The following is an 11,770-nucleotide window of genomic DNA, read 5'->3' on the forward strand; positions in this document are numbered from 1 at the left end:
TCAGCCCTCCAATGCCGGCAATATGCCAGCTGAAACCGAGGCGTTCAGCGCGCCCGTTGCCACCAGCTCGGCGGCGGCGGCGAGGTCGTTTGCCATGTAGCGATCGGCGTCGAGGCTCGGAGCTTTGCTGCGAATAGCGGCGATCGCCTTGGCAAGCTCCGGGCTCGTCGATAGGGGCGCGCGCAGTTCAACGCCTTGGGCGGCGGTCAGCGCCTCGATGCCGATGATGCCGAACAGGTTCTCGGTCATGGCAAGCAGGCGGCGGGCGCCATGGCAGGCCATCGAGACATGGTCTTCCTGGTTGGCCGACGTCGGTGTCGAATCGACCGAGGCTGGGTGCGACATCTGCTTGTTTTCCGACATCAGCGCGGCCGACGTCACCTCGGCGATCATCAGGCCGGAATTCAAGCCCGGCTTCTTGGCGAGGAAGGCCGGCAGGCCGTAGGAGAGTGTGGGATCGACCAGCAGCGCGATGCGGCGCTGCGAAATCGCGCCGATCTCGCAGACGGCGAGCGCGATCTGGTCGGCGGCGAAGGCGACGGGTTCGGCGTGGAAATTACCGCCGGAGACGACGGAATTGTCCGAGAGAACCAGCGGATTGTCGGTGACCGCATTGGCCTCGATTTCAAGGGTGCGGGCAACCGAGCGCAACAGATCGAGGCAGGCGCCGTCGACCTGCGGCTGGCAGCGGATGCAATAGGGATCCTGCACGCGCTCGTCGCCCTCGATGTGGCTCTGGCGAATGATGGAGTTTTCCAGCAGCGCGCGAAGCGCGGCTGCCGTGTCGATCTGGCCCTTATGGCCACGCAATGTGTGAATATCCGGATGGAAGGGCGCCGAAGAGCCCATGGCGGCATCGGTGGACATGGCGCCGGTGATAAGAGCTGCCTGTGCGGCACGATGGGCGCGAAACAGGCCGGCAAGCGCCAGCGCCGTCGAGGTCTGGGTGCCGTTGATGAGCGCCAGGCCCTCCTTGGCGGCGAGCACGACCGGTCTGAGACCAGCCCTTTCGAGGGCTTGCGCACCCGAGAGGCGTTCGCCGGCGAAGAAGGCTTCGGCCTCGCCCATCATCACCGCCGCCATATGGGCGAGCGGGGCGAGATCGCCGGAGGCGCCGACCGAGCCCTTTTCCGGGATCAGCGGGATGACGCCTTTTTCCAGCATGCCTTCTATCAGCCGCACCAGCTCCAGCCGCACGCCGGAGGCGCCGCGCCCCAGCGAGACCAGCTTCAGCGCCATGATCAGCCGCACGATATTCTCAGGCAGCGGCGCGCCGACGCCGCAGCAATGCGACAGGATGAGATTGCGTTGCAAGGTGGTCACATCGGCGCTGTCGATCTTGATCGAGGCGAGTTTGCCGAAGCCGGTATTGATGCCGTAGACCGGCGCATTGCCGGCGGCGATCTCGGCGATACGGGCAGCGGCCTTGGCGATCCCCGCATCGAAGGCGGGATCGAGCCTTGCCGGTGCGCCCGTCCAATAGATAATTTCCAAATCCTTGAGCGAGACGGAACCCGGGTGGAGCGTGATGGTCATCGACCGTTCCTTTCGCCCTTGAAGACGCGTGTGTGAAGCGGATTGAAGCCGATGCGGTAGACGAGCTCGGCAAGGCTTTCGATATTCCAGATGGCGAGATCGGCGGATTTGCCGGGTTCGAGCGTTCCTGTCTTGTCGAGCAGACCGAGCGCGCGCGCGCCTTCGCGGGTGGCGCCGGCGATGCATTCCTCGACGGTCAGGCCGAAAAGTGTGGCCGACATGTTCATGGTGAGGAGCATCGAAGTGAGCGGCGAGGTGCCGGGATTGCAATCAGTGGCGATCGCGATCGGCACGCGTGCCCGCCGCAACGCTTCAACCGGCGGCTTCTGCTTTTCATGGATCGCGTAGAAGGCGCCGGGCAGCAGCACGGCGACGGTGCCGGCTGCGGCCATCGCCGCAACGCCATCTTCGTCGAGATATTCGAGGTGATCAGCTGACAGTGCGCCGTATGACGCGGCGAGCTTGGCGCCGCCAAGATTGGAGAGCTGCTCGGCATGCAGCTTGACCGGCAGGCCGAGCGCCTTGGCCTTGTCGAAGACGCGGGCGATCTCGGTCGTGGAAAAGGCGATGCCCTCGCAAAAGCCGTCGACGGCATCGGCGAGACCGAGATTATGCATGTCGTCGAGACCTGGCAGGACGACATCATCGAGATAATCGCCGTTGCGACCCTTATACTCCACAGGCGTCGCATGGGCGCCGAGATAGCTGGTGGCGATGCGGACCGGTCTGATATGGCCGAGCAGGCGGGCGCTCTGCAGCATCTTCACTTCACCGGTTCGGTTCAGCCCGTAACCGGACTTGACCTCGATCGTCGTGACACCTTCGGCAAGCAGCGTGTCGAGCCGCGGCAGAGCCCCGGCGACGAGTTCCTCGACCGACTGCGCATTGGTCGCCTTCACCGAGGAGACGATGCCGCCACCGGCACGCGCAACCTCCTCATAGGTGGCGCCTGCAAGGCGCATTTCGAACTCTAGGGCGCGGTTGCCGCCATGAACGATATGGGTGTGGCAGTCGACGAGGCCGGGCGTTACCCAACGGCCTTCCAAATCGATGATTTCGGAGTGTTCGATGGCCGATGCCGGCAGGTCGCTTTCGGCGCCGGCAAAGGCGATGCGGCCGTTTTCGATCAGCACGGCGCCCTTTTCGACGATGCCGAGCCCTTCTTTATCGGGCGCAAGCGTGGCCAACCGCGCATTGCGCCAAAGCGCCGGACGGTCGTCGACGGACGAGGCTTCCTCTGAAAAATTGTTCCCGGTCATCAGCTTTGCGCCTTTCCTTATGCCAAAACATGTATATACATAATCGACAGGTGACAAGAGAAATTTTGTGCGCTTTTCTGGAAAAGAAAGATCGGCGGCACGGCAAAGGAGAGGGAAGGCCATGGCCACACTTCACGCAGATACGGCGCTGACCCCGCAAGGCTGGCAGAAGGATGTGCGGCTGACGCTCGAAGCCGGGCGTATCGCACGGGTGGAAATCGGCACTTCTCCCGGGCTCGGCGACGAACGCCACGCTCTGCTCGTTCCTGCCATGGCGAACCTGCACAGCCATGCTTTCCAGCGGGCGATGGCCGGCCTTGCCGAAGTGCGCGGCCCGGCCAATGACAGCTTCTGGAGCTGGCGCACTGTCATGTACAAATTTGCTCTGGCGATGACGCCGGCGCATGTCGAGGCGGTGGCGGCCAAGCTTTATGCGGAAATGCTGGAGGCCGGTTTTTCCCGCGTCGGCGAGTTCCACTATCTCCACCACGACAGGGATGGCGGCACTTACGCCAATATCGCCGAGCTTGCCGAGCGCATCGGGGCGGCGAGTGAAGAGACCGGTATTGGCCTGACGCTGCTGCCGGTCTTTTATGCCCATTCCGGCTTCGGCGGTGCTGCCCCCATCGACGGTCAGCGGCGTTTCATCAATTCGCTCGAAAGCTTCGAAAGGCTGATGGAGGGATGCCGGGCGGTGACCCGCCGGCTCGACGGCGCCGAGCTCGGGCTGGCGCCGCACAGCCTGCGCGCCGCGACACCGGACGAGCTCATGAGGCTCGTGCCGATGGCGGGCGAGGGTCCCATCCATATCCATGTCGCCGAGCAGGTGAAGGAGGTCGAGGACTGCATCGCCTGGTCCGGCGCGCGGCCCGTGGAGTGGCTGCTCGATCATGCGGCGGTGGATGAGCGCTGGTGCCTGATCCATGCGACCCACATGACCGAGGACGAAACGCGGCGGATGGCAAAAAGCGGCGCGATCGCCGGCCTCTGCCCGATCACCGAAGCCAATCTCGGCGATGGCGCCTTTGCCGCACCGCTCTTCCTCGAAGAGGGCGGGCGTTACGGCATCGGCTCGGATTCCAACGTGCTGATCTCCCTGCCGGAGGAACTGCGCCAGCTCGAATATTCGCAGCGCCTGGCGCTTCGCGCCCGCAACGTCGTCGCAGCGCCCGGCGGTTCGACGGCGCTTTCGCTGTTTACACATGCGCTTGCCGGCGGTGGCGCCGCGCTGAAGTCGCCGGCCGGGCTCGTCGAGGGCCATCACGCCGATATCGTTTCGCTCGATACGACGGCCATTCCCTATCTCACAGGCGACCAGATCCTCGATCACTGGCTGTTTGCAGGCGGCATGTCCGTCGATTGCGTCTGGGCGCATGGCCGCAAGCAGGTGGAGGGCGGCCGCCATCTCAGGCGCGATGCCATCGACCGGCGTTTCCTCGCTGTCATGGGCGAACTGCTTGCTGCCTGAAAAAGAGCTTTTCCTGTCCAGACATTCGAATTAGAGCAGTTCCAGCAAAAATGTGTAGCGGTTTTGCGTTCGGGATTGCGTAAAAACAAAGAGATAGCGGGAGACCAATCGGAACGTGGCGATGAACCAAAGCAGGGATCCCACCTTGCATCAGCGCATCCTCAGCGACATCGAGGGCCGTATCGTCTCGGGCGATTGGCCGCCGGGGCACCGCATTCCCTTCGAGGTCGATCTCGCCACGCAGTATGACTGCTCGCGCATGACGGTGAACAAGGTGCTGACCCAGCTCGCCAAGGCCGGCCTTATCGAGCGCCGCAAGAAATCCGGCAGCTTCGTCACCCAGCCGCAGGCGCAATCGGCTGTTCTCGAAATCCACGACATCAAGGCCGAGGTGCAGTCGCTGAACCTGCCCTATTCCTATGCGGTATCGAAAAAGACGAGCCGCAAGGCCAAGGCAGAAGACAGTCGAAGGCTGGAACTGCCTATGGCGTCCTCGGTCGTCGAGGTCGTCTGCATCCACAATGCCGGCATGCGGCCCTTTTGCCTGGAGGAGCGGCTGATCAGCCTTGCGACGGTTCCTGAAGCCGCCGATGCCGACTTCCAGACGATGGCGCCGGGTCCCTGGCTGCTCAACCAGGTGCCGTGGAGCACGGCCGAACACCGGATCCACGCCGTCTCGGCCAATGCCGAAGTGGCCGCCGTCTTAGACATAGCGCGCAATACCGCCTGCCTCGTGGTCGAACGCCGGACCTGGAGTGGCGCCGGCCCGGTAACGCATGTACGCTTCACCTATCCGGGTGATCGTCATGCATTGGTGGCGCGTTTCACGCCGGCATCCTAATTAACCCGATCTAACCGGCCGTTGCCGCTGCATCCGTCGAAACCCAACCCAGCCCATGCCGCGGGCGGAACCGCCGGGCATGGTGGCGAGCATCATCACCGTCCGCCTTCCCCAGCGATCCGGTAGTGTTGGCCATCACGGAGTATCAGCTCCTCGGCGCTGTCGTCCGGAACGTCCGCCGTCAGCCGGTCGATCCGCAAGGTTCCATCCTCGATGCTGCCATGCGGGATCGTGCCGTTGCGCGCCGCTTGCGCCAGCCGCTTCAGTCCATCGGCGAGGCGCGTCTTGCGGTCAGACATGCTTCGGATCGAGCGGCACGGCCAGCGGCGAGAGTGGTCGAGCCAGACGTCGCCGGAGCGGAAAGCATCGCGCAAGTGGAACAGAACCGCTACCTCCCAGAGGCGGTTGTCATCTTGGCCCTGGGCTTGCAAATGACGGTGCCACTTCGAAGCTGAAGAACGTTGTGGGAACACGGCGGCAGTGGATGCGGAAGTGCATTTCTATCCTTGCGTATCGATGGAGAAAATCGCCTCGTGATCTATGTTCTTCCGGCAGGGACAGCCTTCAATCACCACCGGAGAAGCAGATGTCGGGATGTAAGCATGTCGCAGGTGTGCGATCCGTGACGCCAAGGACGCTTGGTTGCGAAGAATGCCTGGAGATTGGCCAGGAATGGGTGCATCTTCGCCTGTGCCGGGAATGCGGCCATGTCGGATGCTGCGATCAATCCATAGGCAAGCATGCGACGGCGCATTTTCACGCCTCGGGACATCCGATTATCGAGGGCTATGACCCGCCCGAAGGCTGGGGCTGGTGCTATCTCGACCAGATCATGGTGGAGCTTCCCGATCAGACGCCGCAGCGCGGCCCGATCCCAAGCTTTTATTGAGGGCTTCGACATGACCGCCGATAATCTGGAATCCCGCCGCTATCAGATGTTTCCGGTGCTGAGCGCCGCGCAGGTTCAGATGGCGAGGCGCTTTGCCAGCGGCGGGCCGCATACATTTGCTCCCGGTGAGGTTGTCTACCAGATCGGTGACCGGAATGCGCCGGCATGGCTGGTCCTTTCCGGCCGCCTGGATGCTTTCCGGCATGACGGACTGTCGACGCCGGAAGTCTTGATCACCAGCCATGGCGAGGGGCAGTTTTCAGGAGAGGTCAGCCAGCTCTCCGGAAGGCCGCTGCTTGCCGGCGGGCGTGCGGGGCCGGAAGGATGTGTGGCGCTGGCCTTCGATGCTGCCCATCTGAAGGCGCTGATCATTGGTTCGGCCGAGATCGGCGAGATCATCATGCGCGCCTATATCCTGCGGCGCGTGGAACTGATTCAGTTCGGCGGCGCCGGCTCGATCCTGATCGGCCATCCCGGCGAGCGCGATCTCACGCGGCTGCAGGGCTTTCTGTCCCGGAGCGGCTATCCGCATGTCGTGCTCGATGCCGCCTCCGACCATGAGGGCCGGGCATTAGTAGAGAGGCTCGGCATCCTGCCTGTCGATCTGCCGCTGATGGTCTGCCCGAATGGCACCGTCCTCAAACACCCAACCGATGCGGAAGCCGCCTGCTGCCTCGGCATCATGCCGGAGCTCGATCCGGCCATCCTCTATGATGTGGCGATCGTAGGCGCCGGACCTTCGGGACTGGCGGCTGCCGTCTATGCCGCGTCCGAAGGGCTGCGCGTCATCGTCATCGATGCGCGGGCGATCGGCGGGCAGGCCGGCAGTTCCTCGCGCATCGAAAACTATCTTGGCTTTCCGACCGGAATTTCGGGCCAAGCGCTCGCCGGCCGCGCCTTCAACCAGGCGCTCAAGTTCGGCGCGGAGATCGCCCTGCCGCTCGATGTCAGCGAGCTGGTCCCGGCGGCGGCAGGCCGGCGGGCAATCGACCCGATGATGTTGCGCCTCGATGGAGACAGGACGGTGAAGGCGCGAACCGTCGTCATCGCCTCGGGTGCCCGATACCGCAGGCCTACCATTCCCGACATCGCCCGTTTCGAAGGAGCGGGAATTTCCTATTGGGCCTCGGCAATCGAGGCAAAGCTCTGTGAAAACGACGATATTGCGCTTGTCGGCGGCGGCAATTCGGCCGGCCAGGCTGTCGCCTTTCTGGCGCCGCGGGTCCGGCGCCTGCATCTCCTGATCCGCCGAAGCCTGGTGGAGACCATGTCCACCTATCTGATCGAACGCATAGCTGCGCTGCCGAATGTGGAGATGCATGTGGGATGCGAACTGACGGCGCTCTCCGAAGAGCAGAATGGCCGCCTGACGGCCACCGTCACGAATTTTCAGCAGCGGAGCGAGACAAATTACGACCTTCGCAAGGTCTTCATGTTCATCGGCGCAGATCCCAATACCGACTGGATCAAGTGCCGCATCAAGACCGATGACAAGGGCTTCATCAGGACCGGCACGGGATTTACTCCCGATGTCGAGATGGAGCTTGGGCGGCCCTCGCTCGCGCTTGAAACCAGTCTGCCGAACGTCTTTGCGATCGGCGACGTGCGCGCCGGGTCGACGAAGCGGGTTGCGGCGGCGGTGGGCGAGGGTGCTGCCGTCGTCAGCGATATTCATGCCGCGCTGAAACAGTCCGCGCTCATGAAATAGGCTGCATTCCTTTAAGCGGGTGGGGCGACTTTTCATTGGTGCAGCGGCGCCAGCTTTTATGAGATCGTGCGCATGGGCGGGCTACGCCAATTCGCATATCTGGTTTCCGTCTTGCCTTATGCGCTCACCTGGCGGGCAAGCCAGTCTTCGTAGCTGACGGAGCCGAGGCGTGCGGATTTACCTGTCGTCAGTGACTGGTCGTTGAGGGCGATGCCGAAATAGCGAGCGTGGAAGTCAGGAACAATCTTGCGCGGGTCCTTGGTGATGCGCACGAAGCAGCGGATTCAGTTCGTCGAGCGGCAGGGCTTCCGGACCGCCGACTTCGACAATGCCGTTGACGGGTGCCGCGACTGCCGCGTCAGCGACGGCTGCGGAGACATCGCCGGACCATATGGGCTGGATCAGGGCGGGAGAAACGCGGATTTCCTCGCCTTTCGTCGCCTCCTGCGCGATGCCGCCGCCGACAGGGTTTTGCTGATCTATCGAATACCGCGCGTAGGTTACCATCATAGAAACCCAGCTTGATCTGGGGGCTTCGTATATCGCATCGCGTGGTTGGAAACTTTGCGGGACATTTGTCGATGCTGGTGTAAGCGGCGCTAGTTTTGAAACACGGCCCCGGCCCCAGTCCACAGGAGAGCCGCCGATCATAAAGCAAAGTTAAAAGTTCAGGGTTGGAATCAACGCCTCGGACGCTCTACTTTTCGACCGTCTGGGAGCAATGAGCCGGTCAAGGCCCTCCACGCCGCTGCCATGCCGCAGCCATCAGGCTTGGATTATTCCTTCGGCGGCCCGCCCCGCCGCTCCAGCGCCGTCTTGCGGATGGTCTCCGCGATCTCCGGACTGCTGCTCGACAACATCTGGAAATCCACGGCGTAGAGCGACAGCAGCGATACCTCGGTTGCTGCGCTGACCGTCGCTGAGCGAGGTTCGCCACTGATTAGCGCCATCTCGCCAAAGAAGTTTCCGGCACCGAGTTCCACCGGATGGTCGGGTGTCGCCACGGTGACCCGCCCCTCGACAATGAAGAACATCTGATCGCCAACATCGCCCTTGCGGCAGATCACGGCACCCGCGGGGACAATGCGCGTTCGCAGCGCCCGAACGATCTCTATCAGTGCAGCGGAACCAAGCTTCTGGAACAGGGGTACGGCAGCGACCAACTGCCAATTGCGAACGAAGTCTTGGCGGCGAACCTCTTCGTAGAAGCCGGTGGCGAGGATGCCGGCCCAAAGTGCAAAAATACCGATACCGCTCATCATCACCAATCCGGCCAGAACTCGACCTGCAAAGCTCTGCGGGATCTCGTCCCCGTAGCCGGTCGTCGACAGCGTCACGACCGCCCACCACATCGCCTGCGGAATGCTGCCGAACCTATCGGGCTGGACGTCTCGCTCGATGATATAACCGGCCAACGCAGCACCAAAAAGAACGATGCCGAACACCGATGTCACGCCAAGCAGATTGCGCGATTCATTCGCGACCACCTTTGCCAGCAGCCTGAAGAAGGTCGAGTCGCGCAACGGCTTGAGAAGCCAAATGGCGCAATAGAGGTTTCGATCACGGGACCCGACGAACAAGAATGCAGCAGCCGGAACTAGAACCGCGAGAAAATCGATCACGAGGGCCGGCATCCCGCCCGACAAGCGGTCTCGCCGTGAAAGCAATGTGCCGCTCAATTGGAGGACATAGGCCAGCCAAATTGCCGCAAGTAGCAGCTCAAAGACAAGCCGCTCCTGTCCAGTAAGGCCCTGCGTCGTCAATGCGGCAACGACCAGGAGACCGATTGCAGCGAACAGCGCGTTGAGCGGCGTCGAAATCTTTGAGAACGGCACTGCCGACATTACCTACTCCCAACCACCCGGCATTCGTCGACAATAGATACCTTCCGGCCACACGCAAGGGAACGGGGGACTGATGCAGGTGCCGCCCGAGATCCCGCGACTCACGAGGCCAAGGGCGCCAGCCCTAGTCCGATCTCGAGCAAGACTATCCGTCGGGCTTCAACTAGGCATGCCCGGGGCCCGACGCAACAAGGAGAAGAAGATCCGACCTCCGTCGAAACGGACAATCATTGGCGTGCGGCGGTTGCCCACGCCTTGTCCATGCGTTATTGCCGAGCTCGTAAAAAGTCTCCTCCGCTTATTTACACACGCCATGATAAGTCTCCGCCAAGGACGCTGTTTCCTCGGTCAAACAGTGCGGCCGCTGCCGTTTACACCCGCTCCTGGCGACGGCGCGGCCTACACGGTCCCATATACAACATGACGGGTGTTTTCATTCCTCGAACATCTTGCCACTACGGGCTTCCAAGCGATAGCGGTGGCCTGGATAGACGAGACGTGCGGTCGAGACCACCTGCTTTGCCGACCATGTGCGGCGGCGGATCGTCAGGCACGGTTCGGTCTTCATGATGGTCAGCAGCTTGCATTCCCAGGCCTGCGGCATCGCCGCCTCGACAACGTGCTCGGAGCCGCTCAGCGGGGCCGCAGCCGTCAGATAAGCGTTCGGCGTCAGCGTCGAAAAATCCTGGTCGAGATATTCAGGCGCGGCCTCCGGGTGGACGAAGCGGTCCTCGATCTGCACGGGAACGCCGTTTTCGCTGTGGACGATTAGCGAATGGAAAACCGCAGCGCCAATCGCAAGTTCCAGCGCGTCGGCAACCTCTGGAGAGGCGGTTTCCTGGGCGAGAACAACGACGGAGGCCTCGTGGACATGACCGCGTTCGGCGATTTCCTCGGCGATGTTGCGGACCTCGAACAGTGCTGAATAACCCTTGCGCTCGGCAACGAAGGAGCCGACGCCCTGGATACGGACGAGTTCGCCTTCGTTGGCAAGTTCGCGCAGCGCCCGATTGGCGGTCATCTTGCTGACGCCGAGCTCGACGACCAGCTCGTTTTCCGAGGGCACGCGATATTTCGGCGGCCATTCGCCGCTCTGGATGCGGTCGAGGATCACCTGCTTGACGCCGGCATAGAGCGGGGTGCTATCATTTTCCGCCAGTTCGCGCTTCATCTCGCCGGGACGCTTCATTGCCTATTCCTTTTGCACGAATGGAATTCGCCACATAATTCGACTTTCCTCTTGCATATCACAAAATATCTCATATGGTACCATATACAACCTCCCAATCGGTCCTTGAAACAGAAATAGGACAGGAAAGGGCAAGCCGGCGAAGATCGGCCGTGGTGCCGCAAGGTCTGTTTCAACTCCAGAGGAGAATTCAAAGATGAAATTCAGCGCAATCCTGCTTTGTGGCGTGGCGGCCCTTTCCGCCTTCGCCGCACCTGCCTTTTCCAAAGACTGGACGAAGGCGACCATTACCCTCGAAGGCGCCTATGCGCCCTGGAACCTCACCAATGCCGATGGCACCCTCGGTGGCTTCGAACCGGAACTCGCCAAGGTGCTGTGCGAACGGGCCAAGATCGAATGCACGCTTGTCGCCTCCGACTGGGACGGCATGATCCCGGCGCTCAACGCCGGCAAGTTCGACGTCATCATGGATGCGCTGTCGATCACCGATGAGCGCAAGCAGGTCATCGACTTTACGGTTCCCTATGCCGCCACGCCTGCCGCCTTTGCTACCGCCAAGGACAGCCCGCTGGCCAAGGCCGCCGGCACCGGCACTACGATCAAGATGACGCCCGGCCAGACCGGCGTGAAAGAGATCGACGCGCTGAAGGCCGCCTTCAAGGGCAAGACGATCGGCATCCAGGCGGCGACCGTCTACGCCAAGTTCGTCTATGACAATTTCGGCGATATTGCCGAGATCCGCGAATACAAGACCGGTGCCGACCGCGACCTCGACCTGCAGAACGGCCGTATCGACCTCGGCTTCGACGATGCCGTCTATTTCAACAACGCCTTTGCGTCCGCCAACGGCGCGCTCGACTTCACCGGCCCCGAGATCGCCGGTTCGATCTGGGGCGAGGGCGAAGGCCTGGGTGTCCGCAAGGCCGATACGGACCTGCGCGACAAGTTCAGCGAAGCGATCAAGTCCGCACTTGCCGACGGCACCGTCAAGAACCTCTCGATGAAGTGGTTCAAGGTCGACGTCAGCCCGCAATAA

The 11,770-nt window shown here is 62.3% G+C and carries 10 protein-coding genes and 1 pseudogene; 5 read left to right on the plus strand and 6 right to left on the minus strand.

Annotation, left to right across the window (positions count from 1 at the left end):
- Positions 1-1,536: a histidine ammonia-lyase gene (gene hutH, locus AB8B31_RS29680; RefSeq protein WP_018246341.1), complete on the minus strand. Its 1,536-nt coding sequence runs from the start codon at positions 1,534-1,536 to the stop codon at positions 1-3.
- Positions 1,533-2,795 (minus strand): imidazolonepropionase, encoded by a 1,263-nt coding sequence (hutI, locus tag AB8B31_RS29685; RefSeq protein ID WP_439007597.1) that lies wholly within the window; start codon positions 2,793-2,795, stop codon positions 1,533-1,535. Before hutI ends, hutH begins: the two co-directional genes overlap by 4 nt.
- Positions 2,796-2,916: 121 nt before the next feature.
- Between hutI and AB8B31_RS29690 the strand changes: the two genes are divergently transcribed.
- Positions 2,917-4,263: a formimidoylglutamate deiminase gene (locus AB8B31_RS29690; RefSeq protein WP_131704774.1), complete on the plus strand. Its 1,347-nt coding sequence runs from the start codon at positions 2,917-2,919 to the stop codon at positions 4,261-4,263.
- Between the two features lie 121 nt (positions 4,264-4,384).
- Positions 4,385-5,104: a histidine utilization repressor gene (gene hutC / locus AB8B31_RS29695; RefSeq protein WP_130653711.1), complete on the plus strand. Its 720-nt coding sequence runs from the start codon at positions 4,385-4,387 to the stop codon at positions 5,102-5,104.
- A gap of 140 nt (positions 5,105-5,244) precedes the next feature.
- Here the strand turns inward: hutC (AB8B31_RS29695) and AB8B31_RS29700 are convergent.
- A pseudogene (locus AB8B31_RS29700) lies at positions 5,245-5,553 on the minus strand (Tn3 family transposase); the annotation flags it as partial.
- Positions 5,554-5,690: 137 nt separating this feature from the next.
- Here AB8B31_RS29700 and AB8B31_RS29705 point away from each other — a divergent pair.
- Positions 5,691-5,993, plus strand: coding sequence for a UBP-type zinc finger domain-containing protein (locus tag AB8B31_RS29705; RefSeq protein ID WP_130653710.1), 303 nt, complete (start codon positions 5,691-5,693; stop codon positions 5,991-5,993).
- A gap of 10 nt (positions 5,994-6,003) precedes the next feature.
- Positions 6,004-7,701, plus strand: a complete 1,698-nt coding sequence (locus AB8B31_RS29710) for an FAD-dependent oxidoreductase (RefSeq protein WP_222312618.1) — start codon at positions 6,004-6,006, stop codon at positions 7,699-7,701.
- Between the two features lie 234 nt (positions 7,702-7,935).
- Here AB8B31_RS29710 and AB8B31_RS29715 read toward each other — a convergent pair whose 3' ends face one another.
- From AB8B31_RS29715 to hutC (AB8B31_RS29725), 3 genes are all read right to left on the minus strand, one after another.
- Positions 7,936-8,208, minus strand: a complete 273-nt coding sequence (locus AB8B31_RS29715; RefSeq protein ID WP_439007598.1) for a hypothetical protein — start codon at positions 8,206-8,208, stop codon at positions 7,936-7,938.
- A gap of 269 nt (positions 8,209-8,477) precedes the next feature.
- Positions 8,478-9,545, minus strand: coding sequence for a cyclic nucleotide-gated ion channel (locus AB8B31_RS29720; RefSeq protein ID WP_439007599.1), 1,068 nt, complete (start codon positions 9,543-9,545; stop codon positions 8,478-8,480).
- Positions 9,546-9,978: 433 nt separating this feature from the next.
- Positions 9,979-10,734 carry a histidine utilization repressor gene (gene hutC, locus AB8B31_RS29725; protein ID WP_113544611.1) on the minus strand — a complete coding sequence of 252 codons (756 nt, stop codon included), beginning with the start codon at positions 10,732-10,734 and terminating at the stop codon, positions 9,979-9,981.
- Positions 10,735-10,930: 196 nt separating this feature from the next.
- On the opposite strand from hutC (AB8B31_RS29725), the gene AB8B31_RS29730 reads away from it, so the two are divergent.
- Positions 10,931-11,770 (plus strand): transporter substrate-binding domain-containing protein, encoded by an 840-nt coding sequence (locus AB8B31_RS29730; RefSeq protein WP_113544610.1) that lies wholly within the window; start codon positions 10,931-10,933, stop codon positions 11,768-11,770.

Origin of the sequence: Rhizobium sp. 62_C5_N11_2, from assembly GCF_051811185.1 — a bacterium.
In the GTDB taxonomy this organism is placed as follows: Bacteria; Pseudomonadota; Alphaproteobacteria; order Rhizobiales; family Rhizobiaceae; genus Rhizobium; species Rhizobium leguminosarum.

Excerpts from the sequence above, each read along its gene's own strand:
- hutH (WP_018246341.1), bottom strand. The coding sequence starts at position 1,536 with ATGACCATCACGCTCCACCCGGGTTCCGTCTCGCTCAAGGATTTGGAA.
- hutI (WP_439007597.1), bottom strand. The coding sequence starts at position 2,795 with ATGACCGGGAACAATTTTTCAGAGGAAGCCTCGTCCGTCGACGACCGT.
- AB8B31_RS29690 (WP_131704774.1), top strand. The coding sequence starts at position 2,917 with ATGGCCACACTTCACGCAGATACGGCGCTGACCCCGCAAGGCTGGCAG.
- hutC (WP_130653711.1), top strand. The coding sequence starts at position 4,385 with ATGAACCAAAGCAGGGATCCCACCTTGCATCAGCGCATCCTCAGCGAC.
- AB8B31_RS29705 (WP_130653710.1), top strand. The coding sequence starts at position 5,691 with ATGTCGGGATGTAAGCATGTCGCAGGTGTGCGATCCGTGACGCCAAGG.
- AB8B31_RS29710 (WP_222312618.1), top strand. The coding sequence starts at position 6,004 with ATGACCGCCGATAATCTGGAATCCCGCCGCTATCAGATGTTTCCGGTG.
- AB8B31_RS29715 (WP_439007598.1), bottom strand. The coding sequence starts at position 8,208 with ATGGTAACCTACGCGCGGTATTCGATAGATCAGCAAAACCCTGTCGGC.
- AB8B31_RS29720 (WP_439007599.1), bottom strand. The coding sequence starts at position 9,545 with ATGTCGGCAGTGCCGTTCTCAAAGATTTCGACGCCGCTCAACGCGCTG.
- hutC (WP_113544611.1), bottom strand. The coding sequence starts at position 10,734 with ATGAAGCGTCCCGGCGAGATGAAGCGCGAACTGGCGGAAAATGATAGC.
- AB8B31_RS29730 (WP_113544610.1), top strand. The coding sequence starts at position 10,931 with ATGAAATTCAGCGCAATCCTGCTTTGTGGCGTGGCGGCCCTTTCCGCC.